This window comes from Flavobacterium lacustre (genome assembly GCF_027474525.2).
In the GTDB taxonomy this organism is placed as follows: Bacteria; Bacteroidota; Bacteroidia; order Flavobacteriales; family Flavobacteriaceae; genus Flavobacterium; species Flavobacterium lacustre.
The window spans coordinates 533,306-555,641 of record NZ_CP114882.2 but is presented as its reverse complement, the minus strand read 5'-3'; the positions used below and the strand labels follow the sequence as shown (position 1 = coordinate 555,641).

Below are 22,336 nucleotides of genomic sequence, written 5' to 3'. Positions count from 1 at the left end.
AAAAAAGACAACTGAAAAAGTGCTGTTTTATAGTAACCGTTTTAGAATATAAAATGTATTTTTGTCTCATTCGGATAATAGTTAATTTGAAATCATAAAATCATGAATATCAGGCAATATTTAGACTCTACGTATTTGAAAACCCCATCGCAGGCAGGAATTACTGAAAGCGAAAGTATTCAAGTGGCTAAAGAATATATTCAGGAAGCTATTTCAGAACATTTTAAATTGATTATGATTCGTCCGGACAGAGTTGCTTTGGCAAAAGAAATAATTGATGAAGCACATTCAAATGTTCAAATCGGAACAGTGATTGGTTTTCCGGAAGGAACAGCAAGTATCGAAGAAAAACTAAAAGAAGCAAACCAAGCGATACAAGATGGTGCGGATGATTTGGATTTTGTATGCAATTATGAAGCTTTCAAAAATGACGATTTAGCGTTAGTAAAAAACGAAATTCTTGCCGGAACTGCATTAGGTCTGAAAAATAATAAAGTAGTAAAATGGATTATTGAAGTGGCTGCATTTAATGAAACGCAAATAATTCAATTGTCCGCATTAATCAAAAATATAGTAATTTCGAATTTTGAAGAGGAAGATTACGCGTCAGTTTTTGTAAAATCCTCTACGGGTTTTTATAAAACAGAAAATAATTTGCCAAATGGCGCTACAATTCCAACCATTACCTTAATGCTGGAAAATGCTTCGCCACTTCCGGTAAAAGCTGCAGGCGGAGTAAGAACTTATGAGGAAGCGGTTGAAATGATTCGTCTTGGCGTGAAACGAATAGGTACTTCTGGGGCAAAAGCAATTGCGAATGGAGAAAATACACAAATCGAATACTAAATTTACAATCAAAACAACATGAAGAAAGGTTTGTTAGCTTTATTATTATTTTATTCCTGTTTTACGTATTCTCAAGATTCACAAACGGATATTTCGGCAGAACGATTTCCTGTTTTTTCGAACTGTGAAGATTTACAATCAAAAGTTTTAGAAAGTTGTTTTTATGACGCTGTTCAGGATTTAGTGTTCCAAAATTTTAAAACTCCGGATAATTTACAGCAAAATAATTTTCAAGGAACTATCAAAGTGCTTTTTGAAGTAGATGTAAATGGTGTTTTTAAAGTTATTTATGTTGATGCTGTAGATGAAGATTTAGTGAAAGAAGCAAAAAGAGTTTTTAATACTTTTCCAAAAATAAAACCGTCTACTTACAACGGAAAACCAACTTATTCTAAATATACGATTACAATTGCAATTCCTATAAAAAGTCGGGAACAATTAGCTGCCGAAGCATTGGCGAAAGCGGAAATCATTACTGATGATACTGCCAAACTTACGGAATTGGATAGTATAGTATATAAAAAATTCAAAAATCCAGAATTCGAAAGTCATTTGAATGTGCCTTTTTCTCATAGTTATTATGCACAGTTTGATGGTGCTTTAAACCGTGTGGGAAGTAATAATCATACGGCATCAAAACCATATACATACACAGAAGTTTCAAAATATTATGACCTTAAAGGCATTAATGAAAAATTGAAAAAGAATGTTTCGGGATGGTTGGCCAGAAAGTTATGGAATGAAAGTACGGTAGAAATTCAAGGAGAAGACTATTGGTTTACGGTAAATCCAATATTCGATTTGCAGGTTGGTAAGGCTTCTCAAACAGCGGCGTCCTACACATATGTAAATACAAGGGGAATCAATTTCCGAGGTGGTTTAGGGAAGCAGCTTAATTTTACCACAACTATATTCGAAAGTCAAGGACGTTTTGCGGATTATTTCAATCGATATGCAGAATCAATTTTGCCTGCAGGAGGAAATCCGGCAATTATTCCTGGGATGGGAATTGCTAAGGATTTCAAAACCGATTCGTATGATTTTCCTTTGGCGGAAGCCAATTTGACTTTTGCACCCAGCAAATTTTTTGATCTGCAATTGGGTTACGGACGAAATTTTATTGGTGATGGATACCGTTCTTTGATAGAAAGCGATGGGGCTAGTCCGTATCCGTATTTTAAAGTAAATACTAATTTTTGGAAAATAAAATATACTAATACCTACATGTGGCTTAAGGATGTTCGTCCTGAGGTTACGATTGAAAGAACGTATGCTACAAAATTCATGGCGAACCATTATTTGAGTTGGAACGTTTCTAACCGATTAAATCTTGGTTTCTTCGAATCCGTAATTTGGACTAATACTAACGACAGAGGATTTGATTTGAGTTTTGTTAACCCGATTATTTTTTATCGTTCCGTAGAATTTGCTTCATCGGCACGAACAGGAAATGCATTGTTGGGTTTGACGTATAAATACAAATGGAGTAATCAGGTTAATTTATATGGTCAGTTTTTATTGGATGAATTTTCTCTTGGAGACATTAAAAGCGGCGATAATAGTTGGAAAAATAAATTCGGGTATCAGTTAGGCGCTAAATATTACAATGCTTTTCAGGTCAATAATTTGTTGTTGCAATTAGAATTCAATCATGTGCGTCCTTACGTGTATTCGCATAGTGTGCCTCTTACTAACTATGGTCACAATAATCAAAGTGTAGGCCATCAATGGGGCGGTAATTTTAAAGAATTCATTGCAATTGCCCGTTACCACAAAGACCGTTATTTTGCTGATGCGAAAGTAACAGTGGGAACTCGTGGATTAGATTTTGATACCACCGAAGACAGTTATAATTATGGAGGAAATATCTATAAGGATTATGAAGAAAACAGACCTTTTGATACTGGTGTAAAAGTGGGACAGGGAAACAAAACCGCTGTTTTTATTGCCGATATTCAAGGTGGATATTTGGTTAATCCGGCTACGAATTTGAAACTTTTTGGAAGTTATATTTACAGAAGTTTTGATCCTACGCAAAATACTGCCACTACTTTTAACGAAAGTACTAATTGGTTTACTTTAGGATTAAGAGCGGATATTTTTAATTGGTATTTTGATTATTAGGTTTAGGTATTTTTCTTAAAAAGCTTTTTTATGAATTGTTTTTTGTCAAATCCCTTTTGATACCCTACTTTTGCAAAAGTTTTTACAAGAAAAAATAAAAAGTAGTATTGAACGCAACACCAAATACAGTTTCCATAAAATCCATATATATTGATTTCAAAGCAATTACTAAAGCCGGTTTGGCTGTTAGTGTTGTTTTTTCATCTATTGCCGGATTTGTACTTGGCAATGAAAACTTTGATTCTTTTAGTTGGTTTACATTGTTGAAACTAGCAATTGGAGGTTATTGTATGGTTGGAGCCTCAAATGCTTACAATCAGGTTATTGAGAAAGATTTAGATGCCTTGATGGATCGAACTAAAAATCGTCCGGTTCCTGCAGGAAGAATGTCGTCAAGTTTGGCACTGGTTATTGCTAGTTTTCTTACCATTATTGGAATAGTGCTATTGTATACTATCAATCCAAAAACGGCCATGTTTGGTGCAATTTCGATATTTTTATATACAAGTGTTTATACGCCGCTAAAGACAGTGACTTCGTTATCTGTTTTTGTGGGAGCGATTCCTGGGGCAATTCCGTTTATGTTGGGTTGGGTTGCTGCAACAGGTAATTTTGGTATAGAAGCAGGGACTTTATTTTTGATTCAGTTTTTTTGGCAATTTCCTCATTTCTGGGCCATTGGATGGTTTTTGTATGAGGATTACGAAAAAGCAGGTTTTTTTATGCTTCCAACAGGAAAAAAAGATAATGGAACAGCTTTGCAGGTCATGTTATATACCATTTGGTTGATTATTGCTTCGCTTTTACCTGCTTTAGGACACACGGGTCAATTATATATTACGCCGGTTGCTGCTATTGTTGTATTTTTGCTCGGTCTTTGGATGCTTTTTTACGCAGTGAAATTATATAAATTAAAAACTGCTAAAGCAGCCAGAACTTTAATGCTGGTAAGTGTTTCATATATTACTTTGTTACAATTAATATACATATTTGATAAATTTTTAAGATAGTTATGGAGATGACAATGACAACAAACGAACACCAATCTAGAACAGCTCGATCCTATAAATTGATTTTGTTGTTTGCTATGGTAAGTATGACTATGATGTTTGCAGGACTCACGAGTGCATTTGTAGTGAGTAAATCAAGAGCAGATTGGTTGAAAGATTTTCAATTACCAACGGCGTTTTTTATTAGTACTATTGTAATTTTGGGATGTAGTGTAACTTTTCATTTGGCTAAAAAATCCATTCAAAAAGACAATCAAAGTGCGACAACAATGTATCTTTTGTCAACTTTAGCATTCGGTGTTTTATTTGTGATTTTGCAATTTGTAGGCTTTGGCCAAATTGTTTCAAATGGTTATTATTTTACAGGACAGGCGAGTTCAATCACTACAACGTTTCTTTATATTGTTACTGTAGTGCACTTATTGCACCTTGCGGGAGGGTTAATTTCGCTCTTAATTATTATTTATAATCATTTTAAACAAAAATACAATTCAACTCAAACTCTTGGAATTGAACTAGGTGCGATGTATTGGCACTTTCTCGATTTATTGTGGGTTTATTTATTTTTATTTTTATATTTCTTTAAATAAGAAAAAAACGTAAATTTGGGAACTTTTTAACGAATAACTTTTTATGGAAGCGACAGTTACTACTGCAAATAGTGAAGAAAAAACTTGGGGAGGCGGCAATGAGCCAATGGGAGCAAGTTATGGCAAATTGATGATGTGGTTTTTTATCGTATCAGATGCTTTAACGTTCTCTGGATTTTTAGCAGCATACGGTTTTTCTAGATTTAAATTTATTGAAACATGGCCTTTGGCTGATGAAGTGTTTACTCACTTTCCATTTATGCACGGTGTATCTGCTCCGATGTATTATGTGGCATTGATGACTTTTATTTTGATTTTTTCTTCTGTAACAATGGTTTTGGCCGTTGATGCAGGGCATCAATTGAAAAAAGATAAAGTAGCCCTTTATATGTTTTTAACTATAATAGGTGGTTTGATTTTCGTTGGCTCACAAGCTTGGGAATGGAAAAACTTTATTAAAGGTGAATATGGTGCTGTTGAAACAAAAGGAGGAAGTTTACTTCAGTTTGTTGATAAAGAAGGACACCGAGTAGCTTTGGCTGATTTTGCAGTGACACTTCCTGAAGAAAGAGAACAATTGACAAGAAGTAAAGCTAAATGGTTCATGAGTGAGCCTACTTTGCCATCTTATTCTGTTGCTGAAGTTCAGGCAGGTTTCAAGGCGCATCCAGATCTTTTGGTTAGAACTGAAGTGGTAACCAAAGAAAAACAAAAAACTGTTTTGTCGAGAGAAGAGTCTGAATTAAGATTGAGTCAGGCAAGTCTTGTTGTTGAAGGAGCTAATTTGACAAGAAACGAATACGGAAGTAAATTATTTGCTGATTTCTTTTTCTTCATAACAGGATTCCACGGATTCCACGTATTCTCTGGAGTAATTATAAACATCATTATCTTTTTTAATGTGCTTGTAGGAACATATGAGAAAAGAAAAAGTTATGAAATGGTTGAGAAAGTCGGTTTGTACTGGCACTTTGTAGACTTAGTTTGGGTATTTGTATTTACAGTATTCTATCTCGTTTAATTTTCAAAAAAAGTAATTATCATGTCACACGAACACGTATCTAATACAGGTAGAATCTGGAAAGTTTTCGGAATATTATCTGCCGTTACAATAATAGAAGTTTATTTAGGTATTATAAAACCAGAATTTCTTCACATGAACAATTTTTTAAGTATGAATTTGCTTAACTGGATATTTTATGCACTTACTATTTTTAAGGCATATTATATTGTATGGGCTTTTATGCACATTGAAGGTGAAAAAAGTACTTTGAGAAATGCAGTTGTTTTACCAGTAATTTTTCTAATATTATATTTGCTCTTTATTCTTTTGACTGAAGGGGATTATATTTATGGGGTTTTTAAAAATTCTACTATTAAATGGAATTTTTAACAAGATATTAATTCAAAAAAAGGGTACGCATTGCGTGCCTTTTTTTATTTTTGTACTTTAAATTTTACTTTAATAATGAAAAAAAATATAGTTCTTTTTGTTCTTTTTATTTTGCCTATTGTTGCTTATCTCTTTTTTGCATCAGGTGTAAATGGCTTTACAACTTTACCGGTTATTACTCCGAAAACTGCTGATTTTGGAAATTGGAAATCATTAGATGATCAAAAAGTAAGTTTGAATGGTAAAGTAACTATTCTTGGTTTTTCCGGAACGGAACTCTTGAAGAACAGAGGAAACTTTTTTAATTTAAATCAAAAGATTTATCAACGGTATCACGATTTTAAAGATTTACAATTTGTTGTAATTTGTCCGATTGGTACTGAAAACGATGCGAAAAAAGTACTTGATGCCTTGGCTGCATTTACAGATGTTTCTCAATGGCATTTTATTTTTGCCAGTCCGGAGGAAATTAATACTTATTATGCGCAACTAAAATTAGTGGGTAAATTAGATAATAACCTTGGAACTCCAAATGTTTATATTTTGGATAAAGAAAGAAACCTTAGAGGACGAAAACAAAAGAAAGAGTATAAGGAAGGATATAATACATTTCACCCTGCTGAATTGAGCAATGAAATGTTAGATGATTTTAAAGTTATTTTATACGAATATCGTGCTGCTCTTAAAAAAAATCACAACGCTACAAGACAAATTTAACTGGAGAAATCATGTTTAAAAATAAATCGTACATTGGAATTTCGTTGGTAATCTTAGTTTTCGGAATTTACGCAATTCCAAAAATTGTGGATAGAATCCAAAATAATAATGTCGTAAAAAGCGATCGTTTGGATAAGGTAAATTCTGCCGAAAGTAATGATGAAAGTTTAATCAAAATTGGACCTGCTCCAAAATTTGAATTAGTAAATCAAGATAACGTAAAAATATCTAATGAAGATTATAAAGGAAAAGTCTATGTTTTAGAATTTTTCTTTACCACTTGCCCTTCTATTTGTCCTAAAATGAATGCAAGTATGTTAGACATCGAGCAAGGTTTTTTTGGGAATCCAAATTTCGGGATTGTTTCTATCAGTATTGATCCTGTCCATGATACTCCTGCTGTCTTGAAAACACATGCTAAATTTTTAGGCGTTAAGTCTTCCAGTTGGAATTTTCTTACCGGAGACAAGGAGTATATTTATAATTTGGCAAACAAAGGTTTTAACCTTTATGCCGGTGAAAATAGTAAGGTAAATGGAGGTTTTGAACATTCTGGATTGTTTGCATTAATTGACAAAAATGGAGATATTCGTTGCAGAAAGGACGATTTTGGAAATCCAATTTTGTATTACGATGGGTTAGATAAAAAAGGAGTTAGAGATATTCAACAAGATATTAAAGTATTATTAAACGAATAAGTATGAAAGAAAATAATTTAGACCAAAAATTCAGCAAATTTATTGTTGTTGTATCCATTTTAATTCCCGTTGTTGTTGCAATTCTTTTTAATGTAAAACTAAAAGATTTAGGCGTTGATGTTGAGCCGCTTTCTTTTTTACCGCCTATTTATGCTACCACAAATGGTATAACAGCTATTGTGTTAATTGCTGCTGTTATTGCTATTAAAAAAGGAAATAGAAAACTTCATGAACGATTAATGACTGCGGCAATTGCTTTATCAGTCGCTTTTTTGGTTATGTATGTTGCGTATCATATGACTTCTGATTCTACAAAATTTGGAGGAGAAGGAGCAATCAGAACGGTTTATTTCTTAATCTTAATTACACATATATTTTTGTCAATTGTAATTATACCACTTGTTTTGATTACTTATGTGAGAGCATTGGCCAGTAAATTTGACAAGCATAAAAAAATTGCAAAAATCACTTTTCCTATCTGGTTGTATGTTGCGGTAACGGGTGTTATTGTTTATTTAATGATTTCTCCTTATTATGTTCACTAAACAAAATATAAAAAATAAAGCAATGGAAAGAAAAATTGGGTTTAGTGTGTTTTTTTATATGCTATGTTCTTTATTCTTTTCTTTTTCGTCATATGCACAATGTGCGATGTGTCGTGCTGCTTTGACCAGTGAAGGAAACACAGATAAAGCTGCTGCTGTAAATGACGGAATAGTTTATCTTATGGTAATTCCTTACCTGCTTGTAGGCGCTATTGGGTATTATATTTATCGAATGAAAAAGAAGAAATCATAGTTTTTTGCAATTTGATTTCTAATTAATTTGGTGTTATTTCAATCCGTCGACGGATACATTTACAGTTCCGTTTACTTTTATGAAGGCAATTATAGCTTGATTTGTCAGTTGAATTTTTTGAAATTGTATGTCTTCCATTTTGCCATTTACAAATACTCCAGGCATAGGAGAATAGTTTTTTAGGTAGGACATCATACTTTGTTTGCCTTCTTCTAAATTAGGTTTTATAGAATACCTGCAACTTTCCTGAATTTTTCTTAAAATTAATCCTTGAGCAAGCCAGTTTGCGGTTCGCATGAGTTTGTTTTTTGTGTCTAAAGCGTAGTCTAGTTTATCAAAAAATATTTCTTTTGTAAGATCATTGTATTCTGGAAATCCGGCTAAATAAATAGTTCCGTTAACTGATCCGAGTAAGTCTAAAGCAATAACCATTTTACCTTCTTTATGCCAAATTGCTACATTTTGTACTTTTACTTTCTTGCTTCCTGAGCCAAATTCCTGTCCTACAAAATTTTTGGTCATGATTTTTGAGGCTTCAGTATATGTGGAAACTGCAGCGATATTTGCTGAAATTTGTTTAGGAATTTTGGTGACTGGTTTTAAAATGATTTTTGCAGCATTAAATTTGGATTCAGGTTGTCTTCCTATCAATGTTTCCATGTTGCATTTCATGCCCATTTCTAGTAAAAAAGAGTCGTTTTTTAGTTTTGCTTCTGTAGAATAGATTTCAATTGGAACAATTCTAAGCCAGCTTTCGTAGGCTTCACTCATTTGAAAAGGAGTGCATATTTTTTCAATAGCCGCCAAAACATTTGGTTTGAAATCCATTGATTTTTCTATAGATTCATCTATTTTTCTTTCTATTTTTGATCTGAAAAGACTCACGGTAGGATTTATTAAATAGGTTACAGGAACGTTTTTTCCAAAAACAACCATCGTGGGACTTTCGTTCCAGTTCAATGATTTTAGTTCGGTTTTCGTGCTGAGTTTCCAATTCGTCAGGGCAACATCACTAATCAAAGTAACAACGCCATTCAGATTAAATTCCTTGTAGTTGTATAATTCGACTCCTAGTTTTTTAGTTCCAATTCTATATTTCACCCAAACTTTTAGAGGTAACACGGTTTTTATTTTTTCACCCGTACTTCCGTTATCATTCTCAATTTTGATGGGCGCTTGTTTCCAAACTTTCATTTCAATATCATCATCTTCAATATTATTGTCTTCATAAATCAATCCGTTTAAAAGGGAATTAGTTTGGTTTTCAATATCTCTTAATTTGATGCTGATGGGCAGATTTATGTAGGATGGTGTGTTTTCATAGACCAAAGGAGTTGCATCATCCGGTTCTGGTTTTAATGTGGCGATTTTATTCGTTGTAGAACAACTTGAAGTAAAAATTAGAAGTATAATCAGGAACAGAAGTGGAAAAAATTTCAGCATTTTATTTTAGTTTAATGAGACAAAATTAGTGAAACAAATATATTTTGGAGTTAAACTGTAACATTTTCAATTGAATTATGTCTTATTGATTAAAACACATAACTCATTAACGTTTTGTTATCATAAATTCTTGTGCAAAAGAACTATTATTGTTTTAAAATTAACCAATCATGATTGAAATTAAAGACTTACATAAATCCTATAAAATGGGAAGTTCCGAATTACACGTGTTAAAAGGAATTAATTTCAATATTAAAGAAGGTGAATTGGTAGCTATCATGGGTTCTTCGGGTTCCGGAAAATCTACATTGTTAAATATTTTGGGAATTTTGGATGAAGCGGATTCCGGCAATTATATTTTGGATAATGTGCCCATTAAAAACCTAAATGAAACCATTGCTTCCAAATATAGAAATCAATTTTTGGGTTTTGTCTTTCAATCTTTCAATTTGATTAATTACAAAAGTGCTTTGGATAATGTGGCAATGCCATTGTATTATCAAGGGATAAAAAGGAAAGAACGCAACGAAATTGCGATGAATTTTTTGGAGAAAGTTGGGTTGTCTTCACATTCCCATCATTTGCCAAATGAACTTTCAGGAGGACAAAAACAACGCGTTGCCATTGCAAGAGCATTAGCTTCTAATCCCAAAGTATTATTGGCTGATGAGCCTACCGGAGCATTAGACACCAAAACTTCTTATGAGGTTATGGAGTTGATTCAAGGGATAAATGATGAAGGAAAAACTATTTTGATAGTGACACACGAGCCGGACATTGCAGCAATGTGTAAAAGAAATGTGGTTCTCAAAGATGGCTTAATCATCGATGATAAATTAGTAGAACAAGTAAGAGCTTCCGCTTATGTTTAATGTAGAACGCTGGCAGGAAATTTTTGAGGCTATTGCCAAAAACAAACTGAGAACTTTTCTCACGGGTATTTCTGTGGCATCAGGAATTTTTATTTTGGTAATTCTTCTTGGAGTTGGAAAAGGACTTCAAAATGGTATTTCGAAACAGTTCGAAAGAGACGCCGATGGAATTATTGAAGTTTGGTCCGGAACTACTACCAAAGAATATAAAGGACTCAATCCAGGAAGACAAATACAATTTCGCAACAGCGATTATGATATTTCTGTTCAAAAATTTGGAGATCAATTAGAAAAGAAAGCGTCTACTTATAATTTTTGGAATGGATTGATTTCGTATGGAAAAGAGTCTGGAAATTACCAGTATCGAGGCGTTTATCCTGATTATATTGTCATTGAAAACGGAACAATTATCAAAGGACGATTTATAAATAATTCGGATTTGATTAATAATGAAAAAGTAGCTGTTATTGGTCTGAAAATAAAACAAGATTTATTTAAAGACAAAGAAGCTTTGGGCGAACAAATTGCGATTAATAATATCAATTTTAAAATAGTTGGTGTTTTTACCGATCCTGCCGGTGAAAGAGAAGAAACGAGGGCCTATTTACCCATAACGACTACGCAACGTGCCTTTGGAGGTGGAGATAAAATCAGTAATCTGTTTTATATTTTACATAAAAAAGACACTTACGAAGAAGCTTTGGCAGAGTCTACTAAATTTTCAAAAGAATTAAATCAAATGCTCAAAAGTAAAAATGTTGTGGCTCCCGATGACGAAAGTGCCATCAGCGTTAATAATTCGGTTGAGAATGCGAAGCAGTTTTATGATTTGAATTTATACATCCGTTTGTTTTTTTGGTGGGTAGGAATTTGTACTATAATCGCCGGAGTTGTTGGGGTGAGCAATATTATGTTGATTATTGTAAAAGAACGAACCAAAGAAATTGGAATCCGAAAAGCACTTGGCGCTTCGCCTTTGTCAATCATCGGAATGATATTGCATGAATCTATATTTATAACTTCAATTTCAGGATTTGTAGGTTTATTGGCAAGTTTGTCGTTGCTGGAGTTAGTTGGTCCACAAGTAAAAAGCGAATATTTCCTGAATCCGGAAGTTGATTTTAGTGTGGCTATAACCACTTTAGTTTTGCTGGTATTAGCAGGAGCTATTGCAGGTTTTTTTCCGGCATACAGAGCAGCCAAAATAAAACCCATTGTAGCACTTAGAGACGAATAATTATGTTTGATAGAGATAATTGGAACGAAATTTTAGAGGCACTTACAGCCAATACATTCAGAACTATTCTGACTGCTTTTGGTGTGTTCTGGGGAATATTTATTTTGGTGATATTACTTGCTGCCGGAAATGGTTTGGAAAATGGTGTAAAGAAAGGATTTGACGGGATTGCAACAAATACGATGTTTATGTGGACGCAAACTACCTCAAAACCATATAAAGGATTGCCAAAAACCAGAGATTTTGATTTTAGAAACAGTGATGTTGATGCTTTGAAACAAAGTTTTCCTGATTTATTATATGTTTCTCCCAGAAATCAATTGGGAGGATTTGAAGGCTCTAATAATGTTGTCAGAGGAACTAAAACGGCTGCTTATACCATATATGGAGATTATCCGGAGCTCATCAAGCAGCAACCTATGGATATTATAAAAGGTCGTTTTGTAAATCAACAGGACATTCTTTTACGAAGAAAAGTTGCAATAATAGGACAAGGTGTTATTGCAGAATTATATTCAAAAGGGGAAGAAGTTATTGGAACTTACATCAAAATGAACGGTGTTAATTTTATGGTTGTTGGTGTTTACAATTCGAAAGCGCAGAACAATGGCAACTCAGAATCTGAGCAAAAAAACATTTTTGTGCCTTTTACGGCTTTTCAACAAGCGTTTAATTATGGCGATAGAGTAGGCTGGATGGCGATAACCGCAAATGATAATACATCAATCACAAAACTAAAAGCAGATATTATTAAGCTCATAAAATCCAGACATTCCATTCATCCGGATGATGATAGAGCCGTAGGAAATTTTGATTTATATGAAGAGTTCAGCAAAGTACAGGATTTGTTTATGATATTAAAATTCATTGCTTATTTCGTAGGGACTTTGGTTTTACTTTCGGGAGTGATTGGGATTTCAAATATCATGTTAATTGTTGTGAAAGAACGAACCAAAGAAATTGGAATTCGAAGAGCGTTGGGAGCAACTCCATCAGCGATTCGTTCACAAATATTATCGGAAGCAATTTTTTTAACTATAGTTGCAGGAATGTTTGGTATTGCAACAGCTACAGGAGTAATTTGGGTTATTAATATGGTTCTGGATTCCATGCCAAGCGAAGGAATGATGTTTGCAAATCCAAGTGTAGATTTATCAGTCGTTTTTGTCGCTTTGCTTATATTAGTTGGTTCCGGTTTATTGGCTGGATTCATTCCGGCTCAAACCGCCATAAATGTAAAACCGGTAGACGCTTTACGAACAGAATAAATTAAAAATCAAAAAATAATCGATTAAATCAATCAAAATGAAAAAAGGAGTAACCATAACTATTTTAGTTTTTATAGCACTAGTCTTTTTTGGTGCGTTGTATTATTTGTATGCCAAAAACCAGGAATCTCCAATTGTTTTTCAAACGGATAAGGCAGAAATAAAAACCATTGTTAAGAACACCATTGCAACCGGAAATATTGTTCCCGATGAAGAAGTATTAATTAAACCGAATATTTCAGGAATTATTGAAGAAGTGTATATCAAAGCAGGTGAAACAATCAAAGCAGGAGATTTAATTGCAAAAATTAAAGTGGTTGCCAATGTGTCTAATTTGAGTAGCTCTCAAAATCAGGTGCAAACGGCTAAAATAGCATTAGACAATCAGGAAAAAGTTTTTCAAAGACAAAAAACATTGTTTGACAAAGGAGTAATTTCGGCTAATGATTTTGATGCTGCACAATTAGCCTATAAGCAAGCCAAACAAAATTATGTAGCTTCTAAACAAGGTTTTGATATTGTGAAAACCGGAACCACTTCGGGATTGGGCAATTATGCAAATACTTTAATTCGTTCTACGGTTAACGGAATGGTATTAGATGTTCCTGTTAAAGTGGGGAATCAAGTTATTGAAAGTAATAATTTCAACGAAGGAACAACCATAGCCAGTGTTGCCGATGTGGGAAGAATGATATTTGTAGGTAAAATTGATGAGTCGGAAGTAGGTAAAATCAAAGAAAAATTACCAATCGAAATTACTATTGGTGCCATCGAAAACAAAAAATTTGATGCCGTTTTGCAATATATTGCTCCAAAAGGAAAAACAGAAAATGGAGCTATACAATTTGAAATAAAAGCTTTTTTAGACAATAAAGACGGTACTTTTATCAGAGCAGGATTGAGCGCAAATGCTTCTATTATTTTAGAAAAAGCGGATAAAGTTTTGGCCCTGAAAGAGTCGTTGATTCAATTTGATAAAAAAACGCAGAAGCCTTATGTTGAAATAGAAACCGGAGCTCAAAAATTTACCAGAAAAGATTTAGTTTTGGGAGTTAGTGACGGAATCTATGTTGAAGTTAAAAGCGGAATCAAAGCTTCGGATAAAATAAAAATATGGAATCAAGGCTTATTAGCTGATGAACCAAAAGAATAAAGTCTTCTTTAAAAGAATTTTAGTTTTAAAAAAAATGTTAAATTTGTGCGGTATCTTTATTGCACTTTCATTCAAAGTATATGAAAAAAAATAGTTGTATCAGTTTCGTTTTTATGGTGCTTTTCGGATTGTCCACGCAGGCACAATCGAAACAATGGACTTTAGAAGAATGCATAAAGTATGCAATACAAAATAATATTTCTATCAAACAAACCGAGTTAGATACTAAAACGGCCGAAATTGATAAAAAAGGAGCAAAAGGGAATTTTCTTCCGTCCTTAAATGCAAATGCTTCTCATTCCTGGAATATTGGTTTGAATCAGGATATTACCACCGGACTTTTGAGAAATCAAACTACGCAGTTTACTTCGGCGGGAGCTAGTGTTGGCGTAGATATTTATAAAGGTTTACAAAATCAGAATACACTTCGCAAAGCCAATCTTTCTATTGTTGCTGCAAAATATCAATTGTTGAAAATGCAGGAAGATGTCGCTTTGAATGTGGCTAATGCTTTTTTGCAGGTGCTTTTTAATAAAGAGAACTTAAAAGTGCAACAAGAACAATTAGGCATTAATGAAAAACAATATTCCCGTTCTGAAGAATTAGTCAAAGCAGGATCAATTCCTCGTGGAGATTTATTAGATATAAAAGCAACTGTGGCTTCAAACAATCAAAATGTTATTGCTGCCGAAAATGCTTTGTTGATTTCTAAATTAAGTTTAGCTCAATTATTACAGTTAAAAGAGTTTGACAATTTTGATGTTATTGATGGTACAAATGCAAAAGACGAAAATAATATTATGGCCCAAACACCTGTAGCTATTTATGAAAAAGCTAAAGAAGGTCGTACCGAATTGAAAATTGCTAAAACCAATTTAGAGATTGCAGAGAAAAATGTTGCTATTGCAAAAGGAGCTTTTCAACCCACTTTACAAGGTTTTTATAGTTTTAATAGTCGTGTGTCTTATGCTGATGTTCCTGCTTATGATAACTCAGGAAATCTTATTGGAACTAAAAGTCCATCACCGTTTTTTACTCAATTCAGTGATAACAAAGGACAATCATTTGGAGCTCAATTATCGATTCCTATATTCAATGGATTTTCAGCAAAAAACAATGTAGAGCGTTCTAAAGTAAGTTTAGAGAAATCGAAAATTGCAGTTGAGCAACAAGATTTAGATTTACAACGAAATGTTTTTACTGCATTTACCGATGCAAAAGGTGCTTTGAATGCTCATGAATCATCAATTACAGCATTAGAAGCAAGACAAGAAGCGTATAATTATGCTAAAGAAAAATACGCAGTAGGTTTGATGAATTCTTTTGATTTTAATCAATCTCAAACCTTACTTACCAATGCACAATCTGAAGTACTTAGAACCAAATACGATTATATCTTTAAAATAAAAATATTAGAATTCTATTTTGGAATTCCAATTATCAAAAACTAATTTACCATGTCAAAAAAAACAATTTATATCTTATTAGGTAGTTCTGTAGCAATTATTGCTCTATTAATCGTGCTTTCAAAAACGGGAGTAATCGGAAATAAAGATGAAGGAAAAGAAGTAGAAACAGCTGTTGTTAATGCGTCTACCATTATCGAAACGGTTTCTGCAACAGGAAAAATTCAACCGGAGATAGAAGTTAAAATTTCATCGGAAGTTTCAGGAGAAATTATTTCTTTGAATGTAAAAGAAGGACAAGTCGTTAAAAAAGGAGATTTATTGGTTAAAATCAATCCGGATTTATATACTTCAAGTTACAATCGTTCTCTGTCAAACTTATCCGGAACTAAATCTGGTTTAAGTCAGTCTGAGGCCTCATATAAAGAAGCAAAATCAAACTATGACAGAAACAAAACTTTATTTGAAAAAGGAATTATTTCTAAATCGGATTGGGATAAAGCAATTGCTTCTTTTGAGGTGGCTAAAGCCAATAAACAAACTGCTTTTTTCAATGTACAAAGTGCTTCGGCAACTGTAAATGAAGCCAAAGATAACTTAGGAAGAACGACTATTTATGCTCCGGCGGACGGAACTATTTCAGTGCTTAATGTTGAATTGGGAGAACGAGTATTAGGAACGCAACAAATGGCTGGAACTGAGATCTTGAGAGTTGCCAACCTGAATAATATGGAAGTTGAAGTTGATGTAAATGAAAATGATATCGTAAAAATAAAAGTTGGTGATGAAGCAAATGTAGAAGTTGATGCATATTTGAAAAAACAATTCAAAGGGGTTGTTACCAGTATATCTAATTCGGCGAGCTCCACTTTGACAGCAGATCAAGTGACTAATTTTAAAGTAAAAATTAGAATTCTTAAAGAATCATATCAAGATTTATTAGAAGGAAAACCGGATACTTATTCTCCTTTTAGACCTGGAATGACAGCAACTGTTGATATTATTACGACCAAAAAAGCAAATGTTTTATCTGTGCCTATTAGTTCTGTAGTAGTAAAATCAGATACATCAGCTGTAAAAGAAATAAAAGTTGAGGATCCTGCAGCGAAAGAAACAGCACCTAAAAGCGATAAGAAATTTGAATGTGTATTTGTAAAAGTTGGCGATAAAGCTAAAATTAGAGTTGTAAAAACAGGTATTCAAGACGATACAAATATTGAGGTACTTACGGGTCTTAAAAAAGGCGATGTGGTTATTACCGGACCTTACTCCACGGTTTCAAAGGATTTGAATTCAGGTGATAAGGTAAAAATTAAAACCGATAAGGAAATCAAGAAATAAATAATCATAATTTAGCCGTTTCATAAGAAACTCTAAACATTAAAACATTAAACTCTTTTGTCTTACATTTTAAACATCGAAACGGCAACTAAAAATTGTTCTGTTGCTCTCGCCAAAGAAGGAAAAACCATTATTTGTAAAGAAATTGCTGAAGAAGGTTATTCTCATGCGGAACGATTGCATGTTTTTATAGAAGAAATTGTAAAAGAAGCTGGAATTACTTTTAGTGACTTAGCAGCAATAGCAGTGAGTCAAGGTCCTGGTTCTTACACGGGATTGCGAATAGGAGTTTCTGCTGCAAAGGGGTTGTGTTATGCTTTGGGAATTCCATTGATTGCGATTGATACATTACAAACTTTAGTATCTCAAATAACAGTTTCTGACGGCTTAATAATTCCAATGATTGATGCCCGAAGAATGGAAGTGTATAGCGCTGTTTTTGATGTAAATCATCAAAATAAAAGAGAGACTCAAGCGGAAATTATTGATGACAATTCATTTCAAGGTTTTGAGGAAACTCTTTATTTTATTGGAGACTGCGCAGAAAAATGCAAGTCTGTTTTAACTAAAGATAATTTTGTTTTTTTAGAAAATATCAAATATCCTTCTGCCAAAGAAATGAGCAGATTGAGTTATGACAAATACAAAATAAGCGACACTGTTGATGTCGCTTATTTTGAACCTTATTATTTAAAGGACTTTATGATTACCACTTCAAAGAAGTAAATTAAGATTGATTTTTGGCTAATTCTTTTACAAAAGGCTGAATAATAATACCTTCTTTATCAAATGCTAATTTGCAGTTTTCTAAAGTTTCAGCGAAAACAGCGCCAAAATCTTCATTGTTTGCCCATGGTCTCACCGCCAGTTGAATAGCATTGTCTGTTAAGTTTTTTACAGAAACTTCGGCTGCGGGTGTTTGAAGAATTTTTGGATTTGATTTTAAAACTTCAGTAATAATATCTTTCGCTTTTTTAATATCGGTATCGTAAGAAATAGCAATAGTTAAATCCGCTCTTCTGTATCCTTGTAAAGAATAATTGATAATTGTACCATTTGATAACGAGCCGTTCGGAACGAAAATAGTTTGATTGTTTGGCGTAATTAATTTAGTTACAAAAATTTGTATTTCGCTAACACTTCCTGTCACACCTTGTGCTTCAATAGTGTCTCCAACTTTGAATGGTTTGAATAATATGATTAGCATTCCTCCTGCAAAATTAGATAAAGAACCTTGAAGTGATAGCCCGACAGCAAGTCCCATCGCTCCTAAAATAGCTACAAAAGAAGACGTTTCTATGCCTAATTTTGAGATAAACGTTACAAATAAAAGTACGCGTAAAACCCAAAGTAGAATATCAGCTAAAAACTTGGTTAATGTAGGGTCTAATTGCCTTTTAATCATGATTCGCCTGATGAATCTATTGATGAGGCGAATCGTATAGAGTCCTATAAACAGGATTAAAAAAGCTGAAATTACTTTAGGGGAATAATCAACCAATACAGTTATAAAAGTATTGGCATAATCAGTTAATTGATTTGGATTGAGATTCATATTTTATATAATAAAAAACCCTCTCAAAAGAGAAGGTTTGTATTTATGAAACAAAGATATAAATTATTTTTTTGAAACTAATCAGCGTCTTCTTCAATTTTCTTGGGAGTTTCTAAGATTTCTGTATCAACATCTTCGGCTAATTTAGCTGCTTTTTCTTCAGTAGCGTCTAAAGTTTTTGAAGTTTCAATTACAACTTCATGAGTTATATCTTCTGTTTTTTCGGTTGTAAATGTTGTATTTCCTTTTACGTTTTCTACTACTTTTTCTAAGGCATCAGCGGCTTTTTCAGCATATTCGGTAACAACTTCCTTGGCTTGTTCGGCATAAACTTCCGCTTTTTCCAGATAAGGAGCCGCAGCTTCTTTAACTTGCTCAGTTGCCGCTTCGGCTTTATCAGCAAATTCTGTTGCAGTTTCTTTGGCAGAGCCAAATAAATTTTTAAAAAATGATGATACTCCCATAATATCTTAAAATTTGATTAAGCAACAATGATAAACAATTTTTTTCAGCATTAGGTTTTTAAATCATTAATAATTTGTTGAAAATCAGACAGTGGCATTTGACAGGTTTTGTTTTGGCAAATGTAAAACAGGTTTTTTTCGTTCGTATATCTATCTTTTAAAAACGGAAGAGTACTGGTTTTTTGGGTTCCTGCTAAAACTATATTTGGAATATATAAACCGTTAATTTCTTGGCAATAAGTTTTAGCTTCGGCACTACAAATGGCTAATTCCCGGTTTTCTCCGGAATAATTTAATCCCAAATCCAACCAATTGGAGAATGCCGATGGATAATCAATCCCAGGAATGACAAGGTGGAGCATTTGCTCACTAATTTTTTCGTAATAAGAGTTGTTGAAATAAATGCTCAATTGATACATGTTTTTTGCCATAACCGAGTTGGATGCCGGAATCACATTATCTTCGGTTTCATAATGTGTACTGATTAAAGCTACATCCAGATTTGAAGTAAATGCAAAAAAAGATTTTTTCTCATCATAGAAATGTTCCAAACTATAATCGGTAAGTTGTTTGGCATCATTTAACCATTTTTCATCCAAAGTCACTTCGTATAGCCCAATAAATGCAGCAATAACAAAGCAATAATCTTCGAGATATCCGTTGATGGTGCTTTTTCCGTTTTTATAATTATGGTTTAAATTGCCTTCAGTTGACCAAAGATTTTTGCTAATAAAAGCGGCATTTTTCAGCGCAATATTTAAGTATTTTTCATCCTTCAATGCTTTATAGGCATCAATGTATCCTTTTAACATTATGGCGTTCCAGGAAGTCAGGCATTTATCGTCAAGTCTGGGTTTGGATCGTTTTTCTCTTTCGATATACAGTAAATATTCCCAGTTTTTCTTTTTCGTCTGAAGCTCTATTGCTGAGATGTTATTTTGTTCAGCTATTTTTTCTAAAGGTTGATTCTGAATCAAAACATAATTTTCGTCTTCCCATAAACCAAAACTGTTGCAATTAAAAACTTGGCTGAATAAATCGAAATCATCTTTTAGGATTGTTTTCAATTGCGCTATTTTCCAAACATAAAAAGCACCTTCTTCCAGATGGTTTTTTTCGTTCAAACTGTCCGCATCAAGAGCCGAATAAAAACCTCCTTCAGCGGTAAGCCACTCTTTCTCGACAAAGCGTAGCGTTTTTTCTATGACTTCTTTATACAAAGGTTTTTTTGTCAACTTGTAAGCATCGCTGTATAAAGAAACCAATTGTCCGTTGTCATAAAGCATTTTTTCAAAATGGGGAACATGCCATTTCATGTCAACAGAATAACGTGAAAATCCTCCGTCAATAGTGTCAAAAAGACCTCCGTAAGCCATTTTTGTTAACGTCAGATTTACAAAATCAAGTAATTCGGAATCTTTTTTTTGATGGGCAAAACGCATTAGAAATTGATAATTATTAGGCATCATAAACTTTGGAGCTCTTGCCATTCCACCAAATTCCCAATCGAAACTTTTTTTCCACTTTTCTACTAAAGACTCGACTTGTTTCTGATTGACCGAATCTTCTTTTGAATCGCTTTGTACTATTTCAATTGATTGTATCCCTTCATGAAGTTTTTCCGCATATTCAATCATTTTTTCGGGAGTAACCTGATACATTTCTTGTAATTGGTCCAGAGTTTGTATCCATTCTTCTTTTCTGAAGTAGGTTCCACCCCAAACTGGTCTTCCGTCCGGAAGTGTGACTACATTCAATGGCCAGCCTCCTCGACCCGTCATGATTTGAACTGCTTTCATATAAACGGCATCTACATCCGGTCGTTCTTCACGATCAACTTTGATGTTGATGAAATGGTCATTCATTACCGATGCAACTGCATTATCCTCAAAGCTTTCGTGTTCCATCACATGACACCAATGACAAGCAGAATAACCAATACTTACAATAATAAGTTTGTTTTTGTCTTTTGCTTCTGACAAGGAATTAGTATTCCATGCTTTCCAATGTACAGGATTACTGGCGTGTTGTAATAAATATGGACTGGTTTCAAATTGTAGTTCGTTCATTGGGATTTACTTCTAAAAGGAATAAATAAAAAAGGCGTTTCTGATGAAACGCCTAAAATTAATGTATTTAAATTAATCTATTCGAGTTCGAAAGTTAATTTTAAAGTGACTCTATACTCTGTAATCTTACCTTCTTCAACAGCTGCGCTATGATCTTTAACATATACAGAGCGTATATTTTTTACTGATTTAGCCGCTTTGGCAACTCCTTTTCGGGTTGCGTCTTCCCAACTAATTTCTGAATTAGCTAGTACTTCAATTACTTTTAATACTGACATGATTTCTATTTTTAAATTAGATATTAAATGTACCTTTTTTAAAAAAATTAAATCAAAAATCAAGTATTTTTTAATTCAACATTAACATTGTCAATTAGTTACGTTCATTTCGTCAGTTTAATTTGTTTTTAAACTGATGCTTTATGCGTTTATCGCTTCCACTTTAATGTTTTCATCATTCAACATGCTTTTTAGCATATTTTCGATACCACTTTTTAAAGTAAATGTCGAAGAAGGGCAACCGCTGCACGCTCCTTGTAAAATCACTTTTACGGTTTTATCGGTTTCGTTGTAAGAATCAAAAGCAATATTTCCTCCGTCGGCTGCTACGGCTGGTTTTACATATTCTTCTAATATATTTATAATTTGTTGCGAAGTAACATCGAGATTGTCAAAATCTTGTGTTTTAGCGCTTTCTTCAGCTGTCGCCGCCTGAATGAAGTTTTCGTCTAAAACAGTTCCGCCGTTTTCTATAAATTGTTTGATGAAACTTCTTAATTCCAGGGTTATTTCTTCCCAGTTATTGACTTCATATTTAGTTACAGAGATGTAGTTTTCATCGATGAAAATTTCTTTTACATAAGCAAATTTGAATAATTCTTTTGCTAATGGAGAGGAAGCTGTTTGATCAATGTTTTTGAATTCAACGGCATTTTTAGTAAGCATTCTGCTTACAACAAATTTTAATGCCGAAGGATTTGGAGTCGTTTCTCCGTAAACAGTAACAGGTTGTTTTTTGGTTTTGTTTTCGTTCTCGGAAATGATGATTCCGCCATTATTTACATAGGTTTCAATTTGCTCTGCTACGGCTACTTGAACATCTTCCCATTCTACAATGCTGAATTTTTCGATAGCAATAAAATTTCCTGAAATGTAAACCGTCTTTACGAAAGGCAGGTAAAAAAGTTGTTGAGCAAGAGGGGATGCTTTTGCTTCGTCAATATTTTTAAATTCAAAGCTTTCGTTTTGGGTTATGAAATCTGGAAATTCAAACTTTAATATAGTAGGGTTTTGGGTATCCCTTATGATAACTTTTGTCATGATTCTTGTAATTTTTTACAAATTTAGTAAAGT

At 33.3% G+C, this 22,336-nt stretch carries 23 protein-coding genes; 17 read left to right on the top strand and 6 right to left on the bottom strand.

The features are described 5' to 3' along the window. The first annotated feature begins 102 nt into the window (after positions 1–102). The 10 genes from deoC to O6P34_RS02600 all read left to right on the top strand — a co-directional run bounded on the left by deoC (position 103) and on the right by O6P34_RS02600 (position 8,176). Entirely contained in the window at positions 103–846 is a 744-nt protein-coding gene (gene deoC, locus O6P34_RS02645) for a deoxyribose-phosphate aldolase (protein ID WP_269685784.1), read from the top strand. Between the two features lie 18 nt (positions 847–864). Next, positions 865–2,970, top strand: a complete 2,106-nt coding sequence (locus tag O6P34_RS02640; RefSeq protein ID WP_269685783.1) for an energy transducer TonB — start codon at positions 865–867, stop codon at positions 2,968–2,970. Positions 2,971–3,077: 107 nt separating this feature from the next. Then, positions 3,078–3,980, top strand: coding sequence for a heme o synthase (gene cyoE / locus O6P34_RS02635; protein ID WP_269685782.1), 903 nt, complete (start codon positions 3,078–3,080; stop codon positions 3,978–3,980). 2 nt (positions 3,981–3,982) lie between these two features. After that, positions 3,983–4,570, top strand: coding sequence for a cytochrome c oxidase subunit 3 (locus tag O6P34_RS02630; protein ID WP_269685781.1), 588 nt, complete (start codon positions 3,983–3,985; stop codon positions 4,568–4,570). A 43-nt stretch (positions 4,571–4,613) separates the two neighbouring features. Then, positions 4,614–5,591 (top strand): cytochrome c oxidase subunit 3, encoded by a 978-nt coding sequence (locus O6P34_RS02625; protein ID WP_269685780.1) that lies wholly within the window; start codon positions 4,614–4,616, stop codon positions 5,589–5,591. A gap of 21 nt (positions 5,592–5,612) precedes the next feature. After that, the gene (locus tag O6P34_RS02620) at positions 5,613–5,963 is read left to right on the top strand and encodes a cytochrome C oxidase subunit IV family protein (RefSeq protein WP_269685779.1); all 351 of its coding nucleotides are present in this window, start codon (positions 5,613–5,615) and stop codon (positions 5,961–5,963) included. A gap of 75 nt (positions 5,964–6,038) precedes the next feature. Then, positions 6,039–6,680: a hypothetical protein gene (locus O6P34_RS02615; RefSeq protein WP_269685778.1), complete on the top strand. Its 642-nt coding sequence runs from the start codon at positions 6,039–6,041 to the stop codon at positions 6,678–6,680. Between the two features lie 11 nt (positions 6,681–6,691). Beyond that, a complete protein-coding gene (locus tag O6P34_RS02610; protein WP_269685777.1) occupies positions 6,692–7,378 on the top strand; it encodes an SCO family protein in 687 nt (228 codons plus the stop codon). A gap of 2 nt (positions 7,379–7,380) precedes the next feature. Then, complete coding sequence (locus O6P34_RS02605; protein WP_269685776.1) at positions 7,381–7,923, top strand: DUF420 domain-containing protein; 543 nt, start codon at positions 7,381–7,383, stop codon at positions 7,921–7,923. A 22-nt stretch (positions 7,924–7,945) separates the two neighbouring features. Continuing rightward, positions 7,946–8,176, top strand: a complete 231-nt coding sequence (locus O6P34_RS02600) for a hypothetical protein (protein WP_269685775.1) — start codon at positions 7,946–7,948, stop codon at positions 8,174–8,176. Between the two features lie 33 nt (positions 8,177–8,209). Here O6P34_RS02600 and O6P34_RS02595 read toward each other — a convergent pair whose 3' ends face one another. Beyond that, on the bottom strand, positions 8,210–9,619 hold the full coding sequence (locus O6P34_RS02595) for a DUF4403 family protein (protein WP_269685774.1): 1,410 nt from the start codon (positions 9,617–9,619) through the stop codon (positions 8,210–8,212). Between the two features lie 170 nt (positions 9,620–9,789). Between O6P34_RS02595 and O6P34_RS02590 the strand changes: the two genes are divergently transcribed. From O6P34_RS02590 to tsaB, 7 genes are all read left to right on the top strand, one after another. Next, the gene (locus O6P34_RS02590; RefSeq protein ID WP_269685773.1) at positions 9,790–10,491 is read left to right on the top strand and encodes an ABC transporter ATP-binding protein; all 702 of its coding nucleotides are present in this window, start codon (positions 9,790–9,792) and stop codon (positions 10,489–10,491) included. Beyond that, on the top strand, positions 10,484–11,728 hold the full coding sequence (locus O6P34_RS02585) for an ABC transporter permease (protein WP_269685772.1): 1,245 nt from the start codon (positions 10,484–10,486) through the stop codon (positions 11,726–11,728). The genes O6P34_RS02590 and O6P34_RS02585 overlap by 8 nt, the downstream gene beginning before the upstream one ends. 2 nt (positions 11,729–11,730) lie before the next feature. Then, on the top strand, positions 11,731–12,996 hold the full coding sequence (locus O6P34_RS02580; protein WP_269685771.1) for an ABC transporter permease: 1,266 nt from the start codon (positions 11,731–11,733) through the stop codon (positions 12,994–12,996). A 37-nt stretch (positions 12,997–13,033) separates the two neighbouring features. Next, positions 13,034–14,149: an efflux RND transporter periplasmic adaptor subunit gene (locus tag O6P34_RS02575; RefSeq protein WP_269685770.1), complete on the top strand. Its 1,116-nt coding sequence runs from the start codon at positions 13,034–13,036 to the stop codon at positions 14,147–14,149. Between the two features lie 80 nt (positions 14,150–14,229). Continuing rightward, positions 14,230–15,600, top strand: a complete 1,371-nt coding sequence (locus O6P34_RS02570; RefSeq protein WP_269685769.1) for a TolC family protein — start codon at positions 14,230–14,232, stop codon at positions 15,598–15,600. Positions 15,601–15,606: 6 nt separating this feature from the next. Beyond that, positions 15,607–16,896 (top strand): efflux RND transporter periplasmic adaptor subunit, encoded by a 1,290-nt coding sequence (locus tag O6P34_RS02565; protein WP_269685768.1) that lies wholly within the window; start codon positions 15,607–15,609, stop codon positions 16,894–16,896. A gap of 57 nt (positions 16,897–16,953) precedes the next feature. After that, a complete protein-coding gene (tsaB, locus tag O6P34_RS02560) occupies positions 16,954–17,622 on the top strand; it encodes a tRNA (adenosine(37)-N6)-threonylcarbamoyltransferase complex dimerization subunit type 1 TsaB (RefSeq protein WP_269685767.1) in 669 nt (222 codons plus the stop codon). 1 nt (position 17,623) lies between these two features. On the opposite strand, the gene O6P34_RS02555 is transcribed toward tsaB, so the two are convergent. From O6P34_RS02555 to O6P34_RS02535, 5 genes are all read right to left on the bottom strand, one after another. Continuing rightward, positions 17,624–18,451 (bottom strand): mechanosensitive ion channel family protein, encoded by an 828-nt coding sequence (locus O6P34_RS02555; protein WP_269685766.1) that lies wholly within the window; start codon positions 18,449–18,451, stop codon positions 17,624–17,626. Between the two features lie 77 nt (positions 18,452–18,528). After that, the gene (locus tag O6P34_RS02550) at positions 18,529–18,915 is read right to left on the bottom strand and encodes a YtxH domain-containing protein (RefSeq protein ID WP_269685765.1); all 387 of its coding nucleotides are present in this window, start codon (positions 18,913–18,915) and stop codon (positions 18,529–18,531) included. A 50-nt stretch (positions 18,916–18,965) separates the two neighbouring features. After that, complete coding sequence (locus O6P34_RS02545; protein ID WP_269685764.1) at positions 18,966–20,984, bottom strand: thioredoxin domain-containing protein; 2,019 nt, start codon at positions 20,982–20,984, stop codon at positions 18,966–18,968. 77 nt (positions 20,985–21,061) lie between these two features. Continuing rightward, positions 21,062–21,262, bottom strand: a complete 201-nt coding sequence (locus tag O6P34_RS02540) for a dodecin family protein (RefSeq protein ID WP_269685763.1) — start codon at positions 21,260–21,262, stop codon at positions 21,062–21,064. 141 nt (positions 21,263–21,403) lie between these two features. Further along, positions 21,404–22,303, bottom strand: a complete 900-nt coding sequence (locus O6P34_RS02535) for a NifU family protein (protein WP_269685762.1) — start codon at positions 22,301–22,303, stop codon at positions 21,404–21,406. Between the last annotated feature and the right edge of the window lie 33 nt (positions 22,304–22,336).

What these genes read in the sequence shown, in the direction of transcription:
- O6P34_RS02615 (WP_269685778.1), top strand. Translation starts at nt 6,039, where the DNA reads ATGAAAAAAAATATAGTTCTTTTTGTTCTTTTTATTTTGCCTATTGTT.
- O6P34_RS02545 (WP_269685764.1), bottom strand. Translation starts at nt 20,984, where the DNA reads ATGAACGAACTACAATTTGAAACCAGTCCATATTTATTACAACACGCC.
- O6P34_RS02570 (WP_269685769.1), top strand. Translation starts at nt 14,230, where the DNA reads ATGAAAAAAAATAGTTGTATCAGTTTCGTTTTTATGGTGCTTTTCGGA.
- O6P34_RS02590 (WP_269685773.1), top strand. Translation starts at nt 9,790, where the DNA reads ATGATTGAAATTAAAGACTTACATAAATCCTATAAAATGGGAAGTTCC.
- O6P34_RS02550 (WP_269685765.1), bottom strand. Translation starts at nt 18,915, where the DNA reads ATGGGAGTATCATCATTTTTTAAAAATTTATTTGGCTCTGCCAAAGAA.
- O6P34_RS02585 (WP_269685772.1), top strand. Translation starts at nt 10,484, where the DNA reads ATGTTTAATGTAGAACGCTGGCAGGAAATTTTTGAGGCTATTGCCAAA.
- deoC (WP_269685784.1), top strand. Translation starts at nt 103, where the DNA reads ATGAATATCAGGCAATATTTAGACTCTACGTATTTGAAAACCCCATCG.
- O6P34_RS02605 (WP_269685776.1), top strand. Translation starts at nt 7,381, where the DNA reads ATGAAAGAAAATAATTTAGACCAAAAATTCAGCAAATTTATTGTTGTT.
- O6P34_RS02625 (WP_269685780.1), top strand. Translation starts at nt 4,614, where the DNA reads ATGGAAGCGACAGTTACTACTGCAAATAGTGAAGAAAAAACTTGGGGA.
- O6P34_RS02575 (WP_269685770.1), top strand. Translation starts at nt 13,034, where the DNA reads ATGAAAAAAGGAGTAACCATAACTATTTTAGTTTTTATAGCACTAGTC.
- O6P34_RS02640 (WP_269685783.1), top strand. Translation starts at nt 865, where the DNA reads ATGAAGAAAGGTTTGTTAGCTTTATTATTATTTTATTCCTGTTTTACG.
- O6P34_RS02595 (WP_269685774.1), bottom strand. Translation starts at nt 9,619, where the DNA reads ATGCTGAAATTTTTTCCACTTCTGTTCCTGATTATACTTCTAATTTTT.
- O6P34_RS02535 (WP_269685762.1), bottom strand. Translation starts at nt 22,303, where the DNA reads ATGACAAAAGTTATCATAAGGGATACCCAAAACCCTACTATATTAAAG.
- O6P34_RS02555 (WP_269685766.1), bottom strand. Translation starts at nt 18,451, where the DNA reads ATGAATCTCAATCCAAATCAATTAACTGATTATGCCAATACTTTTATA.
- O6P34_RS02600 (WP_269685775.1), top strand. Translation starts at nt 7,946, where the DNA reads ATGGAAAGAAAAATTGGGTTTAGTGTGTTTTTTTATATGCTATGTTCT.
- O6P34_RS02580 (WP_269685771.1), top strand. Translation starts at nt 11,731, where the DNA reads ATGTTTGATAGAGATAATTGGAACGAAATTTTAGAGGCACTTACAGCC.
- O6P34_RS02620 (WP_269685779.1), top strand. Translation starts at nt 5,613, where the DNA reads ATGTCACACGAACACGTATCTAATACAGGTAGAATCTGGAAAGTTTTC.
- O6P34_RS02540 (WP_269685763.1), bottom strand. Translation starts at nt 21,262, where the DNA reads ATGTCAGTATTAAAAGTAATTGAAGTACTAGCTAATTCAGAAATTAGT.
- O6P34_RS02630 (WP_269685781.1), top strand. Translation starts at nt 3,983, where the DNA reads ATGGAGATGACAATGACAACAAACGAACACCAATCTAGAACAGCTCGA.
- O6P34_RS02610 (WP_269685777.1), top strand. Translation starts at nt 6,692, where the DNA reads ATGTTTAAAAATAAATCGTACATTGGAATTTCGTTGGTAATCTTAGTT.
- O6P34_RS02565 (WP_269685768.1), top strand. Translation starts at nt 15,607, where the DNA reads ATGTCAAAAAAAACAATTTATATCTTATTAGGTAGTTCTGTAGCAATT.